The organism is Campylobacter sp. CNRCH_2015_0338h, from assembly GCF_025772785.1.
GTDB lineage: Bacteria > Campylobacterota > Campylobacteria > Campylobacterales > Campylobacteraceae > Campylobacter_D.
In genome coordinates, this window is the sequence record NZ_JAKMST010000009.1 from 20,676 (window position 1) to 44,661 (window position 23,986).

Here is a 23,986-nt window from a genome sequence, read left to right on the forward strand (position 1 = left end):
ATTACATATGTTTAGACCAAGAAGCACCGCGTTCTTTTTGATAAACTTCATAAGGCAAGGTTAATATATTAAATTCTCTAGGTATATCCATACTAGGAAAAACCTTCCACTCTACTGGCATCTTTTGAGAAAAAAGCAAAGATAGTTTTGAGCCCAAAGAACAAGCCTCGTTAAAAGTTGTGTGTCCTTTATGAATATACAAATGTAAATGATTATTAGTTCTTGTTCTATAAGCAGTAAAATTAATAAAACCTTCTTCTCTTAAAACAAGCTGCGCTCTATGCCAAAAACGCTCCGCGTTAAAACCGTTATAATCAAATACAATATTTTCAACCTTATCAAAACTATTGATCAAAGAATGCGCCACGATTATCTTTTTTTCCATATGCTCTTGTATAACACTAGCGGTTAATGGGGCATTAACTTTTTCAAATTTATCAAAGAAAATTCTACCCTTGTATTCGTATTTATTTACTATAGTATCACGCTTTATATAATAATGGCTTGTAACCATTTTAATTAAAGCTAAATCCATTGTTGTAATCAAAATAAAGCCCTTTCATAAATAATAAAATTACTTGCTAAATCCTTCAGTTTAACCTTAATTTCCTCTTGTAATTTTGTATTTTGTATATCATCTAAAATATCAGCTATATAATTTGCAACAATAGAAATTTGCTCTTCTTTAAAACCTCTTGCTGTTAAAGCTGCTGTTCCAAGTCTTAAACCACTCGTTACAAAAGGACTTCTAGTTTCACCTGGAACAGTATTTTTATTAGCTGTAATACCTGCTCTTTCTAGCGCTAAATCTGCATCTTTACCACTAAATTCTTTATTTAAAAAGCTTAATAAAATCAAATGATTATCAGTACCACCGCTGACTAAATCATATTTTCTATCTATTAAAACTTGTGCTAAAGTAGCAGTATTTTTGATGATTTGCTTAGCATAAATTTTCCACTCATCACTTAAATTATATTTAAATCCAACAGCCTTAGCAGCAATTACATGCATTAATGGACCACCTTGAATGCCTGGAAAAATTGCAGAATTTATTTTTTTAGCAATTTCTTCATCATTACACATGATAATCCCGCCCCTTGGACCCCTTAAAGTTTTATGTGTAGTAGAACTTACAACATGAGCATAAGGAAATGGACTAGGATGCTCACCCGCTACAACCAAACCTGCAATATGTGCAATATCAGCAAACAAGTACGCGCCAACCTCATCTGCTATTTCTCTAAATTTGGCAAAATCAATCACTCTAGGATAAGCACTAGCACCACAAACAATAAGTTTTGGTTTAATCTCTTTTGCTATCTCTCTAACTTTATCATAATTAATTCTTCCATCAAGCTCAACTCCATAAAAAAAGCTTTCATAAACCTTTCCAGAAGAACTTACTTTAGAACCATGAGTTAGGTGTCCTCCATGGCTTAAATCCATACCCAAAATTCTATCACCTGGATTTAACAATGCCATATATACACCTTGATTTGCTTGTGAGCCTGAATTAGGTTGCACATTGGCAAAATTACAATTAAAAAGTTTTTTACATCTTTCTATAGCAATCGTTTCAATCTCATCAACAAATTCACATCCACCATAATATCTTTTACCAGGATAGCCTTCTGCATATTTATTTGTTAAAATACTTCCCATTACCTCCATAACTTCTGGTATGGTAAAATTTTCACTTGCTATCATTTCAAGACCATCGCATTGTCTTGCTAACTCTTTTTGGGTTAAATCAAAAATTTCTTTATCAAATTTTTCCAACATTTACTCTCCTTTTATCTCATTTTTAAGTGGTCTCATGGCTGGGAAAAGCACTACATCACGAATTGATTTTTTATTAATTAAAAGCATAACCAATCTATCTATTCCTATACCTTGTCCTGCAGTTGGTGCCATAGCATAACCTAATGCATTAACAAAATCCTCATCCATTTCGCATGCTTCTTCATCACCTGCATTTTTTGCTTCAATTTGCTTTAAAAATCTCTCATATTGATCTAGAGGATCATTAAGCTCATTAAATCCATTAGCAATTTCTCTACCTGCGATAAACAACTCAAATCTTTCAGCAATATCTGCATCTTTATCACTTCTTCTAGATAAAGGACTTATAGAAATAGGAAAATCTATCACAAAAGTAGGATCAATCAATTTATCTTCAACATAATTATCAAAAAGTTCAGCTTGCAAATGACCTAGTTCCAATTTTTCATTGGCTTCGAATCCATCTTTTTTTAGTTTTTCTAAGATTAATTCTTTATTGTTAATAAGCTCATCTTCCAAACCGCCATATTTTTTTAATGCGTCTTTATAAGTAATTCTTTCAAATGGCTTAGAAAAATCAATTATTTTTTCATCAAATTCAAGTTTTTTATCTAATTTTAATTTATCTAAAAGCATAGCAAAAAGCTCTTCTGTTAAATCCATTAAATCATGATAATTATGATAAGCCCAATAAAACTCGATTGTAGTAAATTCAGGATTATGCGTTAAATCCATCCCTTCATTTCTAAAACATCTATTAATCTCATAAACCGCCTCAAAACCACCTACAATCAAACGTTTTAGATATAATTCTGGAGCAATTCTTAAAAATCTTTCCACACCTAAAGCATTGTGATAAGTTACAAAAGGCTTTGCATTTGCTCCCCCTGCAATAGGATGCATCATTGGTGTTTCAACTTCCAAAAATCCTTTGTTATCAAAAAAAGATCTAATATAAGAAACAATTTTAGAGCGCAAAATAAAATCTTTTCTTACCTCACTATTCATAATCATATCAAGATATCTTTTTCTATATCTTTGCTCAATATCTGTCAACCCATGATATTTTTCCGGTAAAGGCACTATAGCTTTTGTAGCTATTTGAATTTGTTCCACATGAAGACTGAATTCTCCTGTTTTTGTCATAAAAGGAAAACCTTTAACCAAAACAATATCCCCTACTTCAAGATATTTTTTTAAAATGGCAAAGTATTCTTCCCCTAAAATGTTTTGATTAAAGTAAATTTGTAAATTATCTTGTTCATCTTCTATATTAGCAAATACTGATTTACCAGCTATCCTAAGAAGCTTTAATCTTCCTGCTAATACTCCATGAGCATTTTCATCACGCTGATTTTCTATATCTTTAATATAGGTGAATTTAGCCTTATATTCACTTATACTCATTTCTTTTTTTAAAAAGTGTGGATAAGGGTTGATTCCTAGTTCTTTTAACTCTTGCGCTTTTTGAATTTTTTGTTGCTCTAAAATATTATCAAACATTAAATATACCTTTATTTTTTACTACATTGTGGACATAGGCCATAAAGTTGCATTAAATGTCCTGTTAATTTAAAATTATATTCTTTTGCGATTAACATTTGTTGCTGTTCGATAATAGGATTTTCAAATTCTACAATCTCGCCACAACTTTTACAAATCAAATGATCATGATGAGGTTTATTTGCAAGTTCAAATTTCTTCCCTGAAGCACCAAAAGATATAGAAGTAGCCATACCAGATTCTTCTAACAAATTTAAAGTTCTATAAACTGTTGCAATGCCTACATTTAATTCGGGATTTTTTTGCTTTATTTCTACGTATAGACTTTCTGGAGTATAATGCATATCGCTATTATATAAAGTTTTTAAAAGCACTTCTCTTTGTTTAGTATATTTTAGACCATTATCTTTAAGTGTTTTTTTAAAACGCTCAAGCAAAACATCATATTCAATATTTTCAATTTGCATTATTTACCTCCGAATTTAGACTTAAATTAGAATCTATAATTTGTTCTTGTATTTTATCTAAACCATTTTGAGTAAAATCAGTATTCATTATAAAATCACCTGTTTGTCTAAGTAGATCTAATGTATAGCTATTTTTAGCATATTTTTCTAAGCTTGCATTTAAAAATTCTATATTATTAATACAAGCCACTAAAATTGCAAAAATCAAAAATATTTTAGCACTACCAAATAAAAATCCGCCTATACGATCTATAAAACCAAGACCACTCATACTAAAAATCTTTGATAATATATTTCCTAAAGCCATACAAGCTACCCAAATTACAATTAACAAAACCAAAAATCCTGCAAAAATCGCAAGATTTTCGTTTTCAATTGCATAAAAATTATTATTAATAATTTCTGCTACTTCTTTAGCATATCTTGAAGCAAGTAAAACCCCACCAACTATACCTAATAAACCAAAAATTTCCTTAAATAAGCCACTTACCAAACCTTTTAAACCTAAAATCGCAGTTAAACCTAAAACAAATACATCAAACCAAGAAAAATTTTCCATCTATATTAAACTCCAAATATTTTATTCAATTATCTTAGGGACTATAAAAAATCCATCCTGAGAATTTGGAGCATGCTTGCTAAGCATATCTATCACATCAGATTTTCTACTTTCATCTAGCCTAAATGGCGTTGCAGCATTTGTAGTGCTGGTCATAGCTTCAACATCATCAAGTTTTAGCTCATCTAATTTTTCTACGAAATTAACAATCTGACTTAATTGTTCTTCTAATTCTTGTCTTTTATCATCGGCAATTTTTAAAGCACTTAGCTTTTCAAGTTTGGTCAATAATTTATCATCAATTTGCATAATTTACCTTAATCTTAATTTTTAACTCAAGAAAACTCTTTTTAGGTTAAAAATTATAACATAAAATCATTTATTTTTTCATTTTTATATGTTACAATTATAGACTTAAAACAATAAATAATGTTTATTCTTGCTAAAAAAGGGAAAATATGGCTTTAAAAGAAAACCTAAAAGCGGTTCAAGCAGAATTAAGCTCTCAAGAGCAGATGATGGAAAATTTTATCAAATCTGAGCGCTTTATAAAAAAATACAAATACTATTTCATTGTAGTCATTGTACTTTTAATCGCATATCTTAGCGGAAGTTATTTTTACAATCTAAAACAAGAAAGTAATATTCAAGAAAGTAATATAATTTTTAACAACTTATTGAAAAATCCTTCAGACCAAAAATTACTTGAAGAATTAAAACAAAAAAGTGCAAATCTATACACCATATTCATGATGAGTCAAAACAATCAAGATCTTAATCAAACTTTAAGTCTTAACATAGATCCTTTGTTAAAACAAATAGTGCTTGCTCAAAACAATCAAAAATCAGACTTTTTGAAAGATTATAATGCCTTATTGGTAGGTTTTGATTTTCTAAAACAAAACGATTTTAAAAATGCAGATATAGAATTTAATAAAATACCTATAAATTCTCCCTTATGGCAGATTATTACAAGCTTAAAACATTATCAAGGAATAAAATGAAACACTTTTATTTATTTATCATTACTTTAATATTTTTTAGTGCTTGTGGCACAAAAAGGGAGTATTACCAACCAACGCAAGCAGAACAGCTTCCTTATAGCTCTCAAAGTATTAATGGTAAAATTATAAATTTCAATAACAATATAGCACAATTAAGCAATAATTCCTTTATAGATACTATGGGAAATATTATTAATTTTAAACTAGATAAAAATTATCATATTATAAATATACAACAAGAAGAAGTTCTTATTGGCGATGATAATGGAAATTTTAAGATTTTAAATTTACAAGGTGATGAATTATTTTCTCATAAATTTAATGAAAGTGTAGTGAGTGCAAGTATAGATGGAGATGATATAGCTTTAATTTTAGCTAGCAATACCTTAGTATATGCAAATAAAAATCTTGGTATTAAAATGCTTCAAAATCTTGGCACAGCCTATGCTCAAGATAGTCGTTATGCTAATCCTTATTTTTTAAATACCATTATTATATATCCTATGCTTAATGGAAAATTAGCCATACTTAATAAAAGCACACTAAAAGTGAGTAAAGAAATTTTAGTAAGTAGTGAGGAATTTTTTAACAATATCATCTATCTTCATGTTAAAAATGATACTATGGTTGCTGCAACTGCACAAAAAATCATCGTTGTTACTCCAAATAGAACCTTATATTTAAACGAAAATATTAAAGAAGTAAACACTAATGATAATGAAATTTTTGTACTAACAAAAGATGGAAGAGTTATTAAAAATGATTATAATCTTAGAAAAATCGATGAAGTAAAATTTCAGTTTGCTCTGTTTTCTAAAAGCACCTTGTACAATAACTCTTTGTATATTTTTGAAAAAACAGGTTATTTGATCAAGCTAAACACAAATTTGAAAGATTATACAGTATATAAACTAAGTGAAGCCGTTGATAAAAAAAGTTTTATGGCTAATGGTAAATTTTTCTTTCAAAATAAATTTTTACAATTAAACTAAAATGAATCAAGAGCTTAGTGATATTCTTATAAAATATGGGATTGTTTTAAAAAATACTAAATCCTTAGATATCCATGCTTTTAGTAAAAAGAAAAAATTAATTTGTATTTATGGAGAGAATACAAACAAACAGTGTTGTTTGATTTTATTTTCTTTTACAAAAAGTAAAATTTTAACAAAAGAATGTCTAGAATTTGAAAGTATTTTTCAAAATATAAACCAAACTCTAAACTTAAATTTTCAAAATTATTTTATATTTCACCAAGCTTTAATTTGTTCTAAAGCAAAAGAATATCTAGCTACCAAAGGGATTAAAAATTATGCTTTTATGTGATATTGGTAACACAACCGCTAGTTTTCTAAATGAGCAAAAATTTTATTCTATGAGTATTGAGCAGTTTTTACAATACGAACCTACACAAAAAGTATTTTATATCAATGTAAATCCAAATTTAGAGCAAAGATTAGAACAAAATCCTTTATTTATCAATCTTGCCTCATATTTTAATTTTGATACTATTTATGAGAATTTAGGGGTTGATAGAATAGCAGCATGTTACACTATAGAAGATGGTGTTGTAGTTGATGCGGGTTCTGCAATAACTGTAGATATTATCTCTAATTCTATTCATCTTGGGGGATTTATACTCCCAGGTATTGAAAGCTATAAAAAGTCTTTTTCCAATATTTCATCACGTTTAAGATACGAGCTAAACACACAGATTAATTTTGATGCTTTCCCTCAAAGAACCGTTGATGCTTTAAGTTATGGAGTTTTTAAAAGCATATATTTACTTATAAAAGATAGTGCATATGGTAAAAAATTATATTTTACCGGCGGTGATGGACAATTTCTTGCAAATTTTTTTGATTATGCTATTTATGATAAATTTTTAATTTTTAGAGGCATGAAAAAAGCTGTTTGTGAAAATTTTATACTTTAAAATTTATTTCTATACCCAAGCGCTTGAAATTATAAAATTTATTTACTCAAAACAACTATATTTTGATATTATTAGCAAAATCAAACACACAAAAGGAATTGATAACAATGGATCAAAAACATTTTGATACCGTGGTAATTGGCGGTGGGATTTCTGGTGCTGCAGTATTTTACGAGCTGGCTAGATACACAAATATTCAAAATATTGCTTTGTTAGAAAAATACAATAGCGCTGCAACTTTAAATAGCCATAGCACAAGCAATTCACAAACTATCCACTGTGGTGATATAGAGACAAATTACACTTTAGAAAAAGCAAAAAAAGTTAAAACAACAGCAGATATGATTGTAAAATATGGTCTTTTGCAAAATGCACAAAATAAGTTTATGCACTCACACCAAAAACTCGCACTTGCAGTTGGAGACAAAGAATGCGAGTATATGAAAAATAGATATGAAGAATTTAAAGAATTATATCCTTATATTAAATTTTATACTAAAGATGAAATTAAGCAAATAGAACCTAATGTTGTATTAGGCGAAGATGGCATAAATGATAGAACCGATGAAGTAGTAGCTATGGGTGTAGAAGCAGGAACGGTTTATACTACAGTAGATTTTGGCTTGATGAGTCAAAATCTTATAGAGCAAGCTTGCAAACAAGGAAAAAATACTCATGTTGCCTACAATCAAGAAGTTGTGTTTATAGAAAAAAAAGATGATATTTTTTATATTAAAACAAAAGATTTTAAAGAATATAGTGCGAAATCTATTATAGTAAATGCAGGAGCGCATTCTTTATTTTTGGCACATAAAATGGGTATAGGATTAGATAAATCTTGCTTTCCGGTTGCAGGAAGTTTTTATATGTCTAAAAGAAAAATTTTAAATGGTAAAGTTTACATGGTGCAAAATCCAAAACTACCATTTGCTGCGCTACATGGTGATCCTGATTTATTAGCTAATATGAATACACGCTTTGGCCCTACTGCCTTAGTTATCCCTATGTTAGAAAGATACCATGGTTTTAAATCACTACCTGAATTTTTCAAAACACTTAACTTAGACATGAATGTAGTCAAAATTTGCCTTAATCTTTTTAAAGATTCTACTATTAGAAATTATATTCTTTATAATTATTTATTTGAAATTCCTTACATTAACAAAAGACTTTTTGTAAAAGATGCAAGAAAAATAGTTCCTAGTTTGAAAACAGATGATATATACTATGCTAAAAATTTTGGCGGAGTACGTCCTCAAGTACTTGATAAAAAGGCAGGAGAATTAATGCTTGGTGAAGCAAGTATCACTGAAATTCCAGGTATAATTTTCAATATGACACCAAGTCCAGGTGCTACAAGCTGTCTTGGCAATGGTTATAGAGATGCAAAACTTATTTGTCAATACTTGGGTGCTAATTTTAATGAGGATTTATTTACTAGCGAACTACTATAAAAAGGATAAAAAATGCTAAAAAAAACAAAAATAGTTGCAACGATTGGACCAGCAAGTGAAAACGAAGCTACAATAAGACAAATGATTATTAATGGGGTGAATGTTTTTCGTTTAAATTTTTCACATGGAACCCATGAGTATCATAGTCAAAATCTAACTACTATTAGAAAAGTAGCAACTGAACTTAATGCAAGAATTGGAATTTTACAAGATATTAGTGGACCAAAAATTAGAACCTTAAAAATTCCAGAAGCTTTTGAATTAAAAAATGGAGATAGACTAGACTTTTACAAGGATACTTTTGAAGGAGAAAAACTTTCTAATGAACATTATAAAGTCTGTATTAATCATCCTGAAATTCTTTCAATGCTAAAGGTAGGAGAATACATCTATCTTTGTGATGGCTCCATCAAAACTAAAGTAGTGCAAGTTGAAAAAGATTTTATCCAAACCCAAGTAGAAAATAGTGGGGTGCTTAGTTCAAACAAGGGAATTAATTTTCCTAATACAAAAATTAATATCGATGTTATCACCCAAAAAGATAAAGATGATCTTGCATGGGGTATTAAAAATGATGTTGACTTTTTAGCCATCTCTTTTGTACAAAATGCTCATGATATTGATGAAGTTAAGAAAATACTTGATGAAAATAATGCCAAAATTGCTATTTTTGCAAAAATAGAAAAATTTGATGCTGTTGAAAATATCGATGAAATCATAAATTGCAGTGATGGTATAATGGTAGCAAGAGGGGATTTGGGTATTGAAGTGCCTTATTATAGAGTGCCAAATATACAAAAACTCATCATTAAAAAAGCCAATGAAGCTAATAAACCTGTCATTACTGCTACTCAAATGCTTTTTTCACTTGCAAAATCCAAAACTGCCACAAGAGCTGAAATTTCAGATGTTGCTAATGCTGTGCTTGATGGCACTGATGCAGTTATGCTTAGCGAAGAAAGCGCGGTAGGGATTGATCCGGCAAATGCGGTTGATATTATGACTCAAACCATTATAGAAACAGAAAAAAACTATCCTTATGAAAAATTTGAAACCTTTAAATGTTTCAATGAAACCGATATTATTGCCAAATCAAGCACACAACTAGCAACCGATTTAAATGCAAATGCAATTTTTACCATCACAAGTAGTGGTGCTTCTGCGGTTAAAACAGCAAGATATCGTCCAAAAATGGATATCATAGCTATTACTCATTCTAAAAAAGCTTTAAATTTTTTAAGTATAGTTTGGGGAGTTCAACCTGCTATATTAATAGAAAAACATGAAAATTTAACAGAGCTTTTAAGCAATTCTGTAAAACTTGGAGTCGAAAAAGACCTTATGAAAAAAGATGGAGTTTATACTCTTACTGCAGGTTTTCCAATAGGTGTTGCAGGAAGTACAAATTTAATTAGAATTTTACAAAAAGATCAAATTGAATATTATTTAAGTTTGGGAAAATAACCCAAACTTAATATTCTTCTTCTATCAAATCACATAAACAATGTATAATTAAAATATGCATTTCTTGAATTCTAGCTGTATCGTCACTTGGAATGACTATATTATGCTCACATAATTTATTCATCACTCCACCACCCTTTCCACTGAGTCCTATACACTTAGCACCAATTTCTTTGGCCTTTTCAAAAGCTTTAATCACATTTGGACTTTTTCCACTAGTAGAAATTCCAATCAACACATCATTATCACTAGCTAAAGCTTCAACTTGTCTTGAAAAAACAAATTCAAAACCATAATCATTTCCTATAGCACTTAAAGCAGAAGTATCAGTGCTTAGAGCAATAGCAGCTAAAGCCTTTCTTTCTTTTTTATATCTTCCGCTAAGTTCAGCTGCAAAATGCTGGCTATCTGCAGCGCTTCCACCATTTCCACAAATTAAAATTTTCCCACCACTTTTCAAGCACACTTTTAACTCTTGAGCAACCATAGCAATTTGCTCTTTTAAACTCAAACTTTGTTCTAAAGTTTTTTGATGTTGAATAAATTCCTTTTCGATTTTATTTATCATTTGCAATCCTATTAATTATATTGGTAGTGCTAAATCCATCTTCAAAGTCGATCAATTCTACTTTTTTTACTAAATTTGAACCCACTACCTCTTTGTCTTTATAATCAGCTCCTTTAACTAACACATCAGGTTTTAAAAACTCTATTAATTCATAAGGAGTATCTTCATTAAAAATCACTACATAATCTACAAAATACATGCTCGCAAGCATACATGCACGTTGAAACTCTAAATTTATAGGTCTTGAATTTCCTTTTAGTCTTTTTACGCTTTCATCTGAATTTAAACCTACAACTAAGATATCTCCTAATTTTTTAGCTTTTTCAAGATATTTTATATGACCATAATGCATAATATCAAAACACCCGTTGGTAAAAACTACTTTTTGATCTTGTAGCAATTTTACAAGCTCTTCTTTGCTTTTAATTTTATCTTCAAAAGAAGCTTTTTTTAGATTTTTAATCTCTTCTAAACTTACACTCACACTTCCTACTTTTGCTACCACAACGGCTGCTGCATCATTTGCTAGCTCGCACGCTTTTATAATATCAACTTTTAAAGCCAAAACATAAGCAAGCATAGCTATAACACTATCTCCAGCTCCTGTTACATCATAAACCTCCAAGGCTTTTGCAGGAATAATATGTAATTTTTCATCAAAAAGCGCTATTCCTTCTTCAGATAAAGTTATAATAGAATAAGTTAGATTTAAATCATATTTTAATTTTTTCAAAGCTTTTTCTAAATTATCAATTTTTTCTACACCCAAAGCTTGAATAGCTTCTTTTTTATTTGGAGTTAGCAAGGTTGCATTTTGATATTTGCTAAAATCACTTCCTTTTGGATCAATCAAAATAGGTAAATTTAAAGCATTTGCATGCTCTATCAAAGCTTTTGTTACTTTTGAAGTTAAAATCCCTTTGGCATAATCACTCAAAACAATCGCATCATAATATTTTGCGATTTTTTTATACTCTTGAATAATTTCATCTTCTAATTTAGTATCAAAATCATTCTCATCATCAAGCCTTAAAACTTGCTGAGAATGTGATAAAACTCTGCTCTTAAGAGGGGTTTTTCTATCTTTTTCTACTAATAATTTTGCATTTAAATTCTCTTTTAAAAATCTCCCACTCTCATCATCACCCACAAGTCCTAGAGCAAAAACCTCAGCACCAAGACTTTTTAAATTTGCATATACATTACCAGCTCCACCTAGTCTTTTATCTTCTTTTTGTGATTTCATTACCATTACAGGAGCTTCTGGAGAAATTCTAGTACAATCACACCATATATAATGATCCACCATAAAATCCCCAACAACTAAAATTTTTGGCTTTTTAGAACTTAAAAAATCAAGCATTTACTTCCTTTTCATAAAGCCTTTTAATCTCATCTAAATAATCTTTTATTCCCTCTTCAAGACTAAATTTAGCTTTATATGAAAAACTCTCATCTAATTTTGCTTGAGTATGAAATTGATAAGCATTTTTATAAGGATTAGAAATATACTCACAAGGATAATTAGTGTTTAATTCTTTTTGTAAAATATCAACTATATCTTGAAAAGTTCTTGCCTTACCTGTGGCTACATTATAAATTCCGCTTTTTGCTTCTAAAGCTTGCAAATTTGCACTCACAACATCTTTAATATATACAAAATCACGATAAATTTGATCACTTCCTTCAAATAAACGCGGACTTTTGCCCGCTAAAATTTGATGCCCAAATTGCAAAATCATAGAAGCAGTGCTATTTTTAAAAAATTCTCCCTTGCCATATACATTAAAATATCTAAGCCCAATTATATGCATTTTATCAAAGTATTTTTTTGCTAATTTATCCATCATTAATTTTGAAAATGCATAAGGGTTTTTAGGGGCTTCACTTAAATTTACAGTTTGCGGGCTTGGAGCATCTCCATAAACTGAGGCTGAACTTGCATAGATCAATTTTGCATTAAGTTCTAAAGCAAGTTCTATAAAATCTTTAAAAGTGTTTAAATTAGTCTTTAAAACTTTGTTTTGATCATAAACAGTTGTATCTGAAATTGCGGCCTTATGAAAGATCGCATCGGGTTTAAAATCTTTTATAACTTTTAAAGTTCTTTCATCATTAATATCACCCACATAAAGCTCACCTTCAAAATCTAAAATATTTTTAAAATGGCCAAAGCTTTCTAAATTTCCATTTTCAAAAGTAGTGCTTGAACGCATTTTATCTACAATCAAAACTTCATGTTTATCTTGAAGTTCTAAAGCAAGTGCAGAGCCTATAAAACCTGCTCCACCCGTTATCACTATTTTCATTTTCTATCCTTTAAATAATGCAAAAGTTCTTTTAAATTTTTAAAGACCTTATAGTTTTTATCATCATTATAATTTTCATTAATCAAAAATAGATTTTTTACACCAGCATTAATTCCAGCTTGCATATCACTTAAATTATCCCCTATAAAAAAAGATTGTGAAAAATCTATATCAAATTCTTGTTGTGCTTTTAAAAGCATGCCAGGTTTTGGCTTACGACATTCACAATTTTCTAAATGCGGGCAGTGATAAATTTTTTCTATTCTAATGTTTCTTTTTAAAAATTCATCCAGCATATATGAACTTAAAATTTCAAAATCTTTTTCACTATAATAAGCTCTTGCAATGCCTGATTGATTAGTAGCTACAAAAATTAAAAAATTTTGCTTTTGAAAAAATTCGCAAAGTTCAAAAATACCATCACAAAATTCAAAATCACTGATCTTATGAACGTATTTTTTATCTATATTAATAATCCCATCTCTATCTAAAAATAACGCCCTTGTTTTCATAAAAAAATTATAATGTATTTTTATTAAGATTTTTATAATTTATCAAGCAAAAAAGTTTTTTAAGCGACTTTAAATAAAAAAAGCTTATAATTCAAAACATTTTATTTTCAATTTATATAGGAGTGATACAATGAAAAAGCTACTTGTTTTATCAGCTTTAGCATGTCTTGGTGTTTCAGCTTTTGCTGCAGATGGTGCTACACTTTACAAAAAATGTGCAGTATGTCATGGTGCTAAAGCAGATAAAGTTTATCTTAACAAAGTTCCTGCTTTAAATTCTTTAACTGCAGCTGAAAGATTGCAATACATGAAAGACTATGCAGCAGGTAAAAGAAATGCTTATGGTCAAGGTGCTATCATGAAAATCAACCTTAAAGGTTTAACAGAAGCAGATTTCAAAGCAATTGAAGAATATATCGAAAGCTTAAAAAAATAATTTAACAGCCTTTATGGCTGTTTTTTGTTCTTTTCTAAAGCCTCTTTTTTTCTTTTTTCTAAAATCACCGCATCATTTAAAGCTTCTTCACTATCATTTAAAGTAGTAAATTTATAATCATCATCAAATTGTTTATTCTTTATACCCCAAAGCAAAGCGCAAATCGCCAAAAACAAAGCAACCAAAGAAACGCCTATCATCATCATTAAAACACCGTTCATTTTTTAATCCTTAAAGCATTTAAAATCACTATTATACTACTAAAAGACATTGATAAAGCCGCGATTAAGGGATTAATCAAACCAAAAAAAGCTAAAGGCATGCTAAAGGCATTATAAAATAAAGAAAAAGCCAAATTTTGTTTAATAATTTGATAAGTTTTTTTAGCTATTTGTATGGCTTTTTGTAAGCTTTTTAGGTCATTTTTTAACAATATAATATCACTATTTTCCATAGCAAGTTCAGAACCTTCTTTTAAAGAAACCCCAACACCTGCATAAGAAAGCGCTAAAGCATCATTTACCCCATCTCCTACCATTAAAACCTTACCTGTTTGATTTAAATTAGCTATTATTTGCATTTTATCTTCTGGCATACACGAGGCTTTGAAATTATTTATTTTTAATTTTTCAGCCACCTTACTCACAGCAGATAAATTATCACCACTTAACATATAAATTTGCATTTTACATTCTTTCATAAATCTAATCAACTCTTCAGAGCTTTCTCTCATACTATCTTCTAACTCAAAAACTGCCAATATAATTTTATTTTTAGCAAATATAAAATGCGTGGTTTGAAATTCTTGTACTTGTATATGATTTGCTTTGAAAAATTTCTCATTTCCTCCCAAAAATTCATCTTTACCCAAAAAAGCTTTATAACCTCTTGCTTGAAAATTTTGAACTTTTTCAAATTCTATTCTGCCATCGATTTTTTCATCTAAAAATTTCAAAATGCTTTTAGCCACTGGGTGGTTAGTTAGGTGTAAGAAATTTAATAACTCATTTTTATCCAAACTCTCATCCAAAAAGCTTTTTTTAACTTCTAAACTAGCCTTTGTTAAAACCCCTGTTTTATCAAACACAGCCACATTACACTTGCTCAAATCCTCCACAACACCTGCTTCTTTGAATAAAATTTTTTCTTTCAAACCAGCACTAATTGCTACTAAAGAACTCACCGGAGTAGCCAAAGCTAAAGCACATGGGCAAGCTATAATTAACACAGAAACCATGCGTATCATAGCCTCTTCAAAACCCAAATTTAACACAAAAAAAGTAAAAGCAAAGCAAAGTAAAGCACAAGTTAAAATAATAGGTGAAAAATACTTACTTACTCGCTGTACCATTTTTTCTATTTTGGCTTTTTTTGAACTTGAGTTTTCAAGTAAATTAATAATCCTAGCTAATTTAGAATCCTTATAAAGCGCATTTGTCCTATATAAAGCATTCCCGCTTAAAACCAAAGAAGCAGAATAAATCATATCATCTTTTTGCACATCAAGCGGTAGACTCTCTCCACTTAAACTAGACATATCCAAGCTAATATTACCACTAATACACACTCCATCTATTAAAACCCTATCGCCTTCTTTTAACTCTATAATATCTCCTATTTGTACTTCTTCTACATCGATATTTTCTATTTTATCATTTTTTAAAACCCTTACTTCACTACTTAAAAACGATCGTAAATGATCAAGAGTATCAAGAGCTTTTTTCTTACTTAAAAGCTCTAAGTACTTTCCTATAAAAACAAAACAAATAATCATTGCCACAGAATCAAAATACACTTGCGAAGCTCTTGAAAACATTGCCCATATTGAATATATATAAGCTAAACTCGCCCCACTAATTACCAAAGTATCCATATTAACACTTTTAAATTTCAAAGCATAATAGGCATTTTTATAAAAGATTGAGCCTGTATAAAAAAGCACAGGAGTACAAAGTAAAAATTCAGCAAAATGTAAAATATCCTTAGTATCAGCTTCCATGCCACTAAAAAACCCAGCATACTTGGCTACAGATATCCACATGATATTCATCACACAGGCTATGGCAACTATTAATTTTGCATAAAAATCTCTTTTAGTTTGAGTTGCTCTTTGTTCATTCTTTGTAGGCAAATACACACTAGCTTTATAACCAATACTTTCTATGCTTTGGATAATTTTTGCTAAATTTATACTTTTTTCATCAAAAACAATTCTAGCTTTATGAGTAATAGAATTAATATCAACTTCTATCACCCCTTCACTTTTAATGAGAATTTTTTCATTAAGCCAAACACAGGCAGCACAATGAATTTCTTCTATAAGTAAAAAAATCTCACTAAAACCTTCTTTGGTTTGTTGTATATATTTTTCATAATCTTTAACATTATGTTCTATTATGGCAGGAGTTAGGGTTTGATTGCCAAGTTTTTCATAAAATTCTTCCAAGTTATTTTCTTGTAAAATCTCATAAACACTTTCACAGCCTTTACAACAAAAATAATTTCCATTTTTTTCTATCATTTGATCTTGTCTGAAACTTAATTGGCAGTGTTTACATTTCATCTTATACTTTCTTCAATAATTTTTTACAATATTTTATCATTTTTTTAAAATCGCTATTTTAAAAATTATTTACAAAGCTATATTATAATTTTAAAAATTTGACAAAGAAGCATTTTTTTGAATAAAATCTCTTATTCATTATTAAATACTACATTTTCTACATTTTAGAGGATATATGGAAAATACAAAAGAAAAAAAACAACATCAAAGAACACACATTCCAGTGGAAGGTTATAAGATAGAAGATTTAAAGTTGCTTGATCTAGAAAGCTTAGTTAAAATTGCTAATGAAGCAGAAATAGAAAACCCAAGAGAATTTAGAAGACAAGATCTTATTTTTGAAATTCTAAAAGCACAAACCAAAAAAGGTGGTTTTATACTCTTTACAGGAATTTTAGAAATTTCACCTGAAGGCTATGGCTTTTTGCGTGGAATGGATTCAAATTTAAGCGATAGTGTAAATGATGCTTATGTGTCAAACTCACAAATTCGCAAATTTGCTCTGCGTGTTGGAGATATAGTTACTGGTCAAGTTAGAGAACCAAAAGATCAAGAAAAATACTATGCTTTGTTAAAAATCGAAGCGATTAATTATCTTCCATTAAAAGAAGCTAGGGAAAGACCTTTATTTGACAATCTTACTCCAATTTTTCCAACTGAAAAAATCAAATTAGAATACGATCCTTTAAAACTAACAGGTAGAATGCTTGATTTATTTGCTCCTATAGGAAAAGGTCAAAGAAGCTTAATCGTAGCACCTCCAAGAACTGGTAAAACTGAGCTAATGAAAGAACTAGCTACTGCTATTGCTAAAAATCACCCAGAGGCACATTTGATTGTACTTTTAGTAGATGAGCGTCCTGAAGAAGTTACAGATATGCAAAGATGTGTTAAAGGTGAGGTTTTTAGCTCTACTTTTGACTTACCTGCTTATAATCATGTTAGAGTAGCTGAGCTTGTTATAGAAAAAGCAAAAAGAATGGTAGAAACAGGCAAAGATGTCATTATCTTGCTTGATTCTATCACAAGATTAGCAAGAGCTTATAATACTGCTACGCCAAGTAGTGGTAAAGTTTTAAGCGGTGGAGTTGATGCAAATGCCTTACATAAACCAAAACGCTTTTTTGGTGCAGCTAGAAATATAGAATATGGTGGCTCATTAACCATTATAGCAACTGCTTTGATAGAAACAGGCTCAAGAATGGATGAAGTAATTTTTGAAGAATTTAAAGGAACGGGAAATAGCGAAATCGTTCTTGATAGAAATATTTCAGATAGAAGAATTTACCCTGCAATTAACATCATAAAATCAGGTACTAGAAAAGAAGAATTACTCCAAGGTGTTGAAAAGCTTCAAAAAATTTGGGCAATTAGATCAGCTATTTCACAAATGGATGATATAGAAGCATTAAAATTTTTATACTCTAAAATGCTAAAAACCAAAAGCAACGAAGAGTTATTATCTATCATGAATGAGTAGCAATGCTTCAAGCTCTTGCTGTTAAATACAGACCAAAAAATTTCAATGAGCTTGTAGGGCAAAATACTGTTTCTACAAGCTTAAAATATGCTCTTGAAAATAACCGTTTAGCGCACGCTTACTTATTCTCAGGGTTACGCGGAAGCGGAAAGACTTCAAGTGCAAGAATTTTTTCAAGAGCTCTAGTATGCGAAAATGGACCAAGTGCTAATCCTTGTGGAGAATGCTCTCAATGTTTATCTTCACTCACTGGCTCTAATATAGACATTATAGAAATGGATGCTGCAAGTCATAGAAGCTTAGAAGACATTCAAGAGCTTATCGAGCAAGTCAAATACGCTCCATCTTTAGCTAGGTTTAAAATTTTTATTATCGATGAAGTACATATGCTTACCCCACAAGCAGCAAATGCCTTACTTAAGACCTTAGAAGAACCACCAAGTTATGTTAAATTTATACTAGCAACAACTGATCCTTTAAAACTTCCTGCCACAGTTCTTTCAAGAACACAGCATTTTAGATTTAAGCAAATTTCTACCCATGATATCTTAAATCATCTTGAGTGGATTTTGAAAAAAGAAAATATCAACTATGAAAAAGAAGCTTTAAAACTCATTGCAAGAAGCGGAAACGGATCTTTAAGAGATACCCTAACCTTACTAGATCAAGCCATAGTATATTGTCAAAATGACATACAAACACAAAAAATCACTGCTATGCTAGGCTTTTTAGATCCAGCTAAAATTGAAGAATTTTATCAAGCCATTTTAGCCAATGATAAAGATAAAGTTCTTGAGTTTTTAAAAGAATTTGAAGATTACGAAGCAAGCAATGTCATTGATGAGATGATATTTTTTTTAAAAGAAGCATTTTTTGCCAAAAATAATCTTTTTTCTATGTTAATTTACGAAAGATTTTTTAGAATTCTTTCACGCGCTAAGACTATGTTAAATTCTAGTGATGATGATAGCTTTGTACTTTGCGTTATGGCTTTCATGCTTATTGAAGCAACTTATCTAAAAAGCATTGATGAAGCTATTTACAGTAAAAATCCAAAACAAGATAACACACCAAGTCCAAAACAACAAGAAACTCATTCTATTCAACAAACCCCTAAAGAAGAAAAGCTTAGTCCTTATGAAAATCTCTTAAAAGCAATATATAAAAGAGATTATGACTTAGCTGAAGTTTTCAAAAAAACTACACAGTTTGTTTCTTTTGAAGATGACATTTTAAGCATTAGCTCACATGCTAAAGATGATGATAGAATGGTTTTAAACAATGGTTTTAAATTAATCAAAACATTGCTTCATGAGCTTTTTGGAGAAAAAGCACAAATTAAAATCCAAAAAATAGAAACCATAGATACTCAAAAGCTGCAAGATATATTCAAAACTCCCATAAAACAAGAAGTAAAAAGCACTCCAAATTTAAATGAGCATTTTGAAAATTTTAAAAAAGACGCTAAAAAATACGATCCTAAAGACGAAACCAAAGAAGCTCTTAACAAACTCTTTGGTTCTCCGACAATACAAAATTAAAAACTACCATTGATTGAAATATAAATTCTTCTTCCTTCTTCTATACGGTTATAAGTATTTACCCAAACATCTTTGCCATCGCTCTTATAAGATTCCCAATCATTTGTAAAACTCTTATCAAAAAGATTATAAATTGCTGCATTAATATTCCAATTTTTATTGATATCATAACGCACACCCATAGAAGCTAAAAAGACATCTTGATAATATTCTCTATTAATATTTGTATCACCCATATAACGATCTATTTGCCACTCGCCTTTTACCCATGGAGTAAATTTATTAAAGATATTATAACTTGCTTTTAACATGATGTTGTGTTTTAAACTATCAATCTCTGGCTTTCCTATCACAGCCTTATCTTGTGCATCTTTTACTTCACTATCAAGATAAGTATAAGCTAAATCTAGATTTAAATGTTCTATAGGAGTAATCCCTGCTCCAAGCTCTATGCCTTTGTATTCAACCTTGCCAAGATTTACATCCTTATAACATTTATAAGCTCCACAAGTACCAACACCTGGTATCATATCATCTTTTTTAAATTCTTGTTCTGAGATTTTATCTTTAAAATTTGTCAAAAATCCGGTTGCTGAAATATAAAATAAGTCATTATTGTAAACAGCGGCTAATTCATAATTAAGCGATGTTTCTTCTTTTAGATTTTGATTTCCATACATAGGGTACTTACCCTGTCCACTATAATTATAAGCACCTGCTATCAATCTATTAGCATATGGAGTTCTAAAGCCTGTTGAAACACCACCTTTTAAAGTAAGTTCGCTAGTAGGATTATAAACTAAATAAGCTCTTGGTGAAATATTATTTCCAAAAATTTCATGATGATTATACCTTGCACCGAAAGTAAATCTTAAATCATCTCTTATACTATACTCATCTTCTGCAAAAAAAGCTAATAAATACTGATCAAAATTCGTTGGATTAGCGATTTTATCTTGCATTTTTTCAAGTCTATATTCACCACCCACGCTTAAAATATGACTTTGGCCTAAAGGAATAACTGATCTTGTATCTACAATAATATCTTCAGCAACTATATCTCTATTTTGCCCTAAAAATGGCTGATTAGATAAACCAATAACCTCTCTCCCATCATTACTTACACGGTTATACTGCAAGGTAGAAGTAATCGAAAAATCTTCATACACACCCTCATGACTTAGGTAAGTTACCAACTTATCTACTTGCATAGTATCTTTATAGCCACCCTTTAACGAACCTGCGTCGTCTCCAGGCACAGTTAAATCACCTATTTGACCTCTATTATTATCATAGTGATTTCTTGAAAAATCAATATCAAATATCAAGGTATTATAATCATCTACTAAGTAATTTAGCCTAGTTCCTAAATTAAAATTATTAGCTTTTGTAGGACTTTGTTCCTTTTTTGCTTCGATTTCTTTTCCACCACCATCTCTATATTTTATATTAGATTGCTCCCTATAAAATTCTCTAAAACGCAAAGTAAGCCCCAAACGATCATTCATCAATGGACCACTTGAATATATACTTGTACCATAAGTATTACCCCATTCTTTATGTGCATTAAAAATACTATCTAAACTAACTGATGTTTCCCAATTATCGCTTACTTTTTTTGTGATGATATTCACAACACCACCTAAAGCTTCAGAGCCATATAAAGTACTCATTGGCCCTTTTATCACTTCTATTCTTTCTATACTAGAAATTGGTGGTAAAAATGAATTTGAAATTTCATTAAAACCATTAGGCCCTACTTCTCCGCCTATCCCTTGTCGCCGTCCATCGATTAAAATTAAAGTGTATCCTGTAATACCTCTCATGGTAATGTTATAAGATCCAGTTTTTCCTTTACTAGCAAATAAATCCACACCAGGAATATCAGCAATAGCTTCGGCAACATCTCTATAAGGCTTACTTTCTAAATCTTTTTTGCTAATCACATTTATAGTAGCAGGGGCTTCTTTAATATCTTGAGAAAAACCAGAAGCGCTTACTATGGAGCTATCTAATAAAACTTCTTGCGATAAAGCATTGCAGACCAAAAAACTAGCAACACAAAACGATAAACAATGTTTTTTCATTATTTCCTTTCTTATAAATATATTTTCAAAACTGGAATATTATGATAATAATTATTAATTTAAAATAAATTTATTGTATCAATTATGATAATTGTTATTAATAAAAAATTTAATTTTTAGTAATATAATCACAAAAAAATAAAACGAGGATAAGATGGAATTTTTAAAAACTTACATTGACTTAATTATATTTATTGTTTTAGGAATAATGGCATTTATTGCTATATGGTGCACTATAGAACGTATATTGTTTTTTAGAAAAATTAAGCTAAATGATTATCAATGTCAAGAAAAATTTGATGATGCAATTAGTGAAAATCTCACCATGCTTTATATCATTTACACTAATGCTCCTTATGTAGGACTTTTGGGAACTGTAGTTGGGATTATGATTACATTTTACGACATGGGCGCAAGTGGGAATATTGATGTTAAATCTATTGTTATTGGTTTATCGCTAGCTTTAAAAGCTACAGCATTAGGAATTTTAGTTGCTATCCCTTCTTTAATGGCTTACAATGGATTACTTAGAAAAATATCAACTTTGAGCAACGCATATCGTATTTTTAAGGATAAAAATGCTTAAATTACCAAAAAATGAGGGTTTAAACATCATTCCTTTTATAGACATAATGCTTGTTTTACTAGCTATTGTTTTAAGCATATCCACTTTTATCGCGCATGGTGAAATCAAAATCAATCTACCTCAAAGTGAAAATTCAAATTCCATAAACGAAAATAAAGACAAAGTGAGTATTTTAATCAATAAAGAAAATGAATTTTATATAGATGGAAAAACAGCTTTCTTAGAAGAAATAAAAGCAAAATTTGACACTATAGATTCTAAAACATTAGTAGAGTTAAAAAGTGATAAAGAAGCAAAATTTGAAAGTTTTGTAAAAATTATTGATATTTTAAAAAATAAAAATCATGAAAATTTTCAAATTTTAACAGAGCAAAAAAAATGAAAACATTTATAAACAATCATAAAAATCAATCCTTTTTTATCACTTTATTTCTCTTTTTGCCTTTATTTTTTGTTTTTATTTATACTAAGAGTTTTTTACATATACAACATAGTGCTTCAAAAGAAGAAAAATTTAATATAGCAATAAAACAATTTTTACAAGATTCCCCTAAAGTAAAAACCGAACAGCCTAAACAAGAAAAAATAAAAAAGCCAGAACAAACAAAAGAAAAAGCTATCATTCAATCTAAAAAAACAAACACTTTAACGAATACCAAGGCAATAAATCAATTAAATGAAAAAATAACTATAGCGCAAGAAAAAAACACTCCAATAACTTCTCAAGAAAGCATATCTTTAGCTAATAACAATGAGCTTTTAAAAGAAGTCAAACAAGCTATAGATGAAGCTTTAATCTATCCTAGGCAAGCCAAAAAAATGCGAATGAGTGGCGAAATTTTAGTAGAATTCACATGGACTAAAGATAAAAATCTATTGAACTTAAAAATATTAAAACCATCAAAATATAAATTATTAAACGATAGTGCTTTAGAAACTATACGTATAGCGTCTAAGAATTTTCCACAATATGAAAAAACTTTTCATATAAGAATACCATTAATATATAAAATAAACTAAGTAAAATTGCTTAGTTTGTCTTGATTAAATTATGTCCTCTATAGATCCCATAAATTTTATAGTCTCCATTTTTAAGCATCAAAACTACAGGGTATTCTTCTTCATAGCCTTGCTCCATTCCAGGACTTCCCTGAGGCATACCAGGAGCAGAAATACCTATAACATCTTCAGGTTTATTTTTCAAAAGCCAAGCAACTGCATCTTCAGGCACATGCCCTTCTATAACATAACCATCAATTACGCCAGTATGGCAACTTTGATACATAGGCTGAATATTCATTTTTTCTTTTATTTTTAAAAAATCATCGCTTTTGTGTATTTGCACTTTATAACCTTTATCTTTCATATAATTAGCCCAAAGATCACAGCATCCACAAGTAGGACTTTCATAAATATTTAATAATTTCTCATTAGCCAATAAAGTTGCAAAACCCAGTGATAAAGTTAAAAATAATTTTTTCATATATCCTCCAAAAAAAACAAAAAGATAAAATACATTATAAAAATTAATATTTTTTATAAAACCAATAATTTTTATTTTAAAATCTATAAAAAAACAAAAATACACTCTTACTTCACTCACAAATACTTTTTTTACCTACAACTAAAACCCAAGCTATATACCAAATAAAACATTCAATGAATAATTTCAAACAAAATTTATAAACTCTATTAAAAACTTAAACCCAAATTTGTTATAAATATTTTAACC

26 protein-coding genes are annotated in these 23,986 nt (G+C 29.5%); 12 read left to right on the top strand and 14 right to left on the bottom strand.

Annotated features, from left to right (window positions below):
* Window position 1: 1 nt before the first annotated feature.
* The 6 genes from L8X30_RS06925 to gatC are packed head-to-tail and all read right to left on the bottom strand — an operon-like array spanning window position 2 to window position 4,623.
* Window positions 2-547, bottom strand: a complete 546-nt coding sequence (locus L8X30_RS06925) for a DUF1882 domain-containing protein (protein ID WP_012661221.1) — start codon at window positions 545-547, stop codon at window positions 2-4.
* A complete protein-coding gene (locus L8X30_RS06930; RefSeq protein ID WP_263679599.1) occupies window positions 544-1,785 on the bottom strand; it encodes a serine hydroxymethyltransferase in 1,242 nt (413 codons plus the stop codon). The genes L8X30_RS06925 and L8X30_RS06930 overlap by 4 nt, the downstream gene beginning before the upstream one ends.
* Window positions 1,786-3,288 carry a lysine--tRNA ligase gene (lysS, locus tag L8X30_RS06935; RefSeq protein ID WP_263679600.1) on the bottom strand — a complete coding sequence of 501 codons (1,503 nt, stop codon included), beginning with the start codon at window positions 3,286-3,288 and terminating at the stop codon, window positions 1,786-1,788.
* A gap of 11 nt (window positions 3,289-3,299) precedes the next feature.
* Window positions 3,300-3,755, bottom strand: coding sequence for a Fur family transcriptional regulator (locus L8X30_RS06940; RefSeq protein WP_039617809.1), 456 nt, complete (start codon window positions 3,753-3,755; stop codon window positions 3,300-3,302).
* On the bottom strand, window positions 3,745-4,314 hold the full coding sequence (locus tag L8X30_RS06945; protein ID WP_263664171.1) for a CvpA family protein: 570 nt from the start codon (window positions 4,312-4,314) through the stop codon (window positions 3,745-3,747). The genes L8X30_RS06940 and L8X30_RS06945 overlap by 11 nt, the downstream gene beginning before the upstream one ends.
* Window positions 4,315-4,335: 21 nt before the next feature.
* Complete coding sequence (gene gatC, locus L8X30_RS06950) at window positions 4,336-4,623, bottom strand: Asp-tRNA(Asn)/Glu-tRNA(Gln) amidotransferase subunit GatC (RefSeq protein ID WP_263664170.1); 288 nt, start codon at window positions 4,621-4,623, stop codon at window positions 4,336-4,338.
* Window positions 4,624-4,772: 149 nt separating this feature from the next.
* Here gatC and L8X30_RS06955 point away from each other — a divergent pair, with 149 nt between their 5' ends.
* From L8X30_RS06955 to pyk, 6 genes are all read left to right on the top strand, one after another.
* Window positions 4,773-5,318 (top strand): hypothetical protein, encoded by a 546-nt coding sequence (locus L8X30_RS06955; RefSeq protein ID WP_263679601.1) that lies wholly within the window; start codon window positions 4,773-4,775, stop codon window positions 5,316-5,318.
* Complete coding sequence (locus L8X30_RS06960) at window positions 5,315-6,310, top strand: hypothetical protein (RefSeq protein WP_263679602.1); 996 nt, start codon at window positions 5,315-5,317, stop codon at window positions 6,308-6,310. Before L8X30_RS06955 ends, L8X30_RS06960 begins: the two co-directional genes overlap by 4 nt.
* Before the next feature lies 1 nt (window position 6,311).
* Window positions 6,312-6,644, top strand: a complete 333-nt coding sequence (locus L8X30_RS06965; protein WP_263679603.1) for a hypothetical protein — start codon at window positions 6,312-6,314, stop codon at window positions 6,642-6,644.
* Window positions 6,631-7,254 (top strand): type III pantothenate kinase, encoded by a 624-nt coding sequence (locus tag L8X30_RS06970; RefSeq protein ID WP_263679604.1) that lies wholly within the window; start codon window positions 6,631-6,633, stop codon window positions 7,252-7,254. The genes L8X30_RS06965 and L8X30_RS06970 overlap by 14 nt, the downstream gene beginning before the upstream one ends.
* A 107-nt stretch (window positions 7,255-7,361) precedes the next feature.
* The gene (locus tag L8X30_RS06975; protein WP_263664165.1) at window positions 7,362-8,708 is read left to right on the top strand and encodes an FAD-dependent oxidoreductase; all 1,347 of its coding nucleotides are present in this window, start codon (window positions 7,362-7,364) and stop codon (window positions 8,706-8,708) included.
* 12 nt (window positions 8,709-8,720) lie between these two features.
* On the top strand, window positions 8,721-10,172 hold the full coding sequence (pyk, locus tag L8X30_RS06980; protein ID WP_263679605.1) for a pyruvate kinase: 1,452 nt from the start codon (window positions 8,721-8,723) through the stop codon (window positions 10,170-10,172).
* Between the two features lie 7 nt (window positions 10,173-10,179).
* Here the strand turns inward: pyk and gmhA are convergent, their stop codons facing one another.
* From gmhA to L8X30_RS07000, 4 genes are read right to left on the bottom strand one after another with little or no spacing between them, the layout of a single operon-like run.
* Complete coding sequence (gene gmhA / locus L8X30_RS06985) at window positions 10,180-10,740, bottom strand: D-sedoheptulose 7-phosphate isomerase (RefSeq protein ID WP_263679606.1); 561 nt, start codon at window positions 10,738-10,740, stop codon at window positions 10,180-10,182.
* On the bottom strand, window positions 10,730-12,103 hold the full coding sequence (gene rfaE1, locus L8X30_RS06990; protein ID WP_263679607.1) for a D-glycero-beta-D-manno-heptose-7-phosphate kinase: 1,374 nt from the start codon (window positions 12,101-12,103) through the stop codon (window positions 10,730-10,732). Before rfaE1 ends, gmhA begins: the two co-directional genes overlap by 11 nt.
* Complete coding sequence (gene rfaD / locus L8X30_RS06995; protein ID WP_263679608.1) at window positions 12,096-13,049, bottom strand: ADP-glyceromanno-heptose 6-epimerase; 954 nt, start codon at window positions 13,047-13,049, stop codon at window positions 12,096-12,098. Before rfaD ends, rfaE1 begins: the two co-directional genes overlap by 8 nt.
* Entirely contained in the window at window positions 13,046-13,561 is a 516-nt protein-coding gene (locus L8X30_RS07000; RefSeq protein WP_263679610.1) for a D-glycero-alpha-D-manno-heptose-1,7-bisphosphate 7-phosphatase, read from the bottom strand. Before L8X30_RS07000 ends, rfaD begins: the two co-directional genes overlap by 4 nt.
* 130 nt (window positions 13,562-13,691) lie before the next feature.
* On the opposite strand from L8X30_RS07000, the gene L8X30_RS07005 reads away from it, so the two are divergent.
* Window positions 13,692-13,997 (top strand): cytochrome c553, encoded by a 306-nt coding sequence (locus tag L8X30_RS07005; RefSeq protein WP_039668143.1) that lies wholly within the window; start codon window positions 13,692-13,694, stop codon window positions 13,995-13,997.
* Window positions 13,998-14,008: 11 nt separating this feature from the next.
* Here L8X30_RS07005 and ccoS read toward each other — a convergent pair whose 3' ends face one another.
* Together ccoS and L8X30_RS07015 are read right to left on the bottom strand one after the other, a co-directional pair.
* Entirely contained in the window at window positions 14,009-14,218 is a 210-nt protein-coding gene (gene ccoS, locus L8X30_RS07010; RefSeq protein ID WP_039668142.1) for a cbb3-type cytochrome oxidase assembly protein CcoS, read from the bottom strand.
* The gene (locus L8X30_RS07015) at window positions 14,215-16,560 is read right to left on the bottom strand and encodes a heavy metal translocating P-type ATPase (RefSeq protein ID WP_263679612.1); all 2,346 of its coding nucleotides are present in this window, start codon (window positions 16,558-16,560) and stop codon (window positions 14,215-14,217) included. Before L8X30_RS07015 ends, ccoS begins: the two co-directional genes overlap by 4 nt.
* A gap of 175 nt (window positions 16,561-16,735) precedes the next feature.
* Between L8X30_RS07015 and rho the strand changes: the two genes are divergently transcribed.
* Together rho and L8X30_RS07025 are read left to right on the top strand one after the other, a co-directional pair.
* On the top strand, window positions 16,736-18,040 hold the full coding sequence (gene rho / locus L8X30_RS07020; RefSeq protein WP_220523530.1) for a transcription termination factor Rho: 1,305 nt from the start codon (window positions 16,736-16,738) through the stop codon (window positions 18,038-18,040).
* A 2-nt stretch (window positions 18,041-18,042) separates the two neighbouring features.
* Window positions 18,043-19,581: a DNA polymerase III subunit gamma/tau gene (locus tag L8X30_RS07025; RefSeq protein ID WP_263679613.1), complete on the top strand. Its 1,539-nt coding sequence runs from the start codon at window positions 18,043-18,045 to the stop codon at window positions 19,579-19,581.
* Here L8X30_RS07025 and L8X30_RS07030 read toward each other — a convergent pair.
* The gene (locus L8X30_RS07030; protein ID WP_263679614.1) at window positions 19,578-21,668 is read right to left on the bottom strand and encodes a TonB-dependent receptor domain-containing protein; all 2,091 of its coding nucleotides are present in this window, start codon (window positions 21,666-21,668) and stop codon (window positions 19,578-19,580) included. The genes L8X30_RS07025 and L8X30_RS07030 overlap by 4 nt on opposite strands.
* A 154-nt stretch (window positions 21,669-21,822) precedes the next feature.
* Here L8X30_RS07030 and exbB point away from each other — a divergent pair, with 154 nt between their 5' ends.
* Genes exbB through L8X30_RS07045 form a run of 3 tightly spaced genes read left to right on the top strand, consistent with a single transcriptional unit; the run spans window position 21,823 to window position 23,274 of the window.
* Window positions 21,823-22,254 (top strand): TonB-system energizer ExbB, encoded by a 432-nt coding sequence (gene exbB / locus L8X30_RS07035; protein WP_149062773.1) that lies wholly within the window; start codon window positions 21,823-21,825, stop codon window positions 22,252-22,254.
* A complete protein-coding gene (gene exbD / locus L8X30_RS07040) occupies window positions 22,247-22,636 on the top strand; it encodes a TonB system transport protein ExbD (RefSeq protein WP_263679616.1) in 390 nt (129 codons plus the stop codon). Before exbB ends, exbD begins: the two co-directional genes overlap by 8 nt.
* Window positions 22,633-23,274: an energy transducer TonB gene (locus tag L8X30_RS07045; protein ID WP_263679617.1), complete on the top strand. Its 642-nt coding sequence runs from the start codon at window positions 22,633-22,635 to the stop codon at window positions 23,272-23,274. Before exbD ends, L8X30_RS07045 begins: the two co-directional genes overlap by 4 nt.
* Window positions 23,275-23,284: 10 nt before the next feature.
* On the opposite strand, the gene L8X30_RS07050 is transcribed toward L8X30_RS07045, so the two are convergent.
* On the bottom strand, window positions 23,285-23,737 hold the full coding sequence (locus L8X30_RS07050) for a DUF411 domain-containing protein (protein WP_263679618.1): 453 nt from the start codon (window positions 23,735-23,737) through the stop codon (window positions 23,285-23,287).
* Window positions 23,738-23,986: the final 249 nt, after the last annotated feature.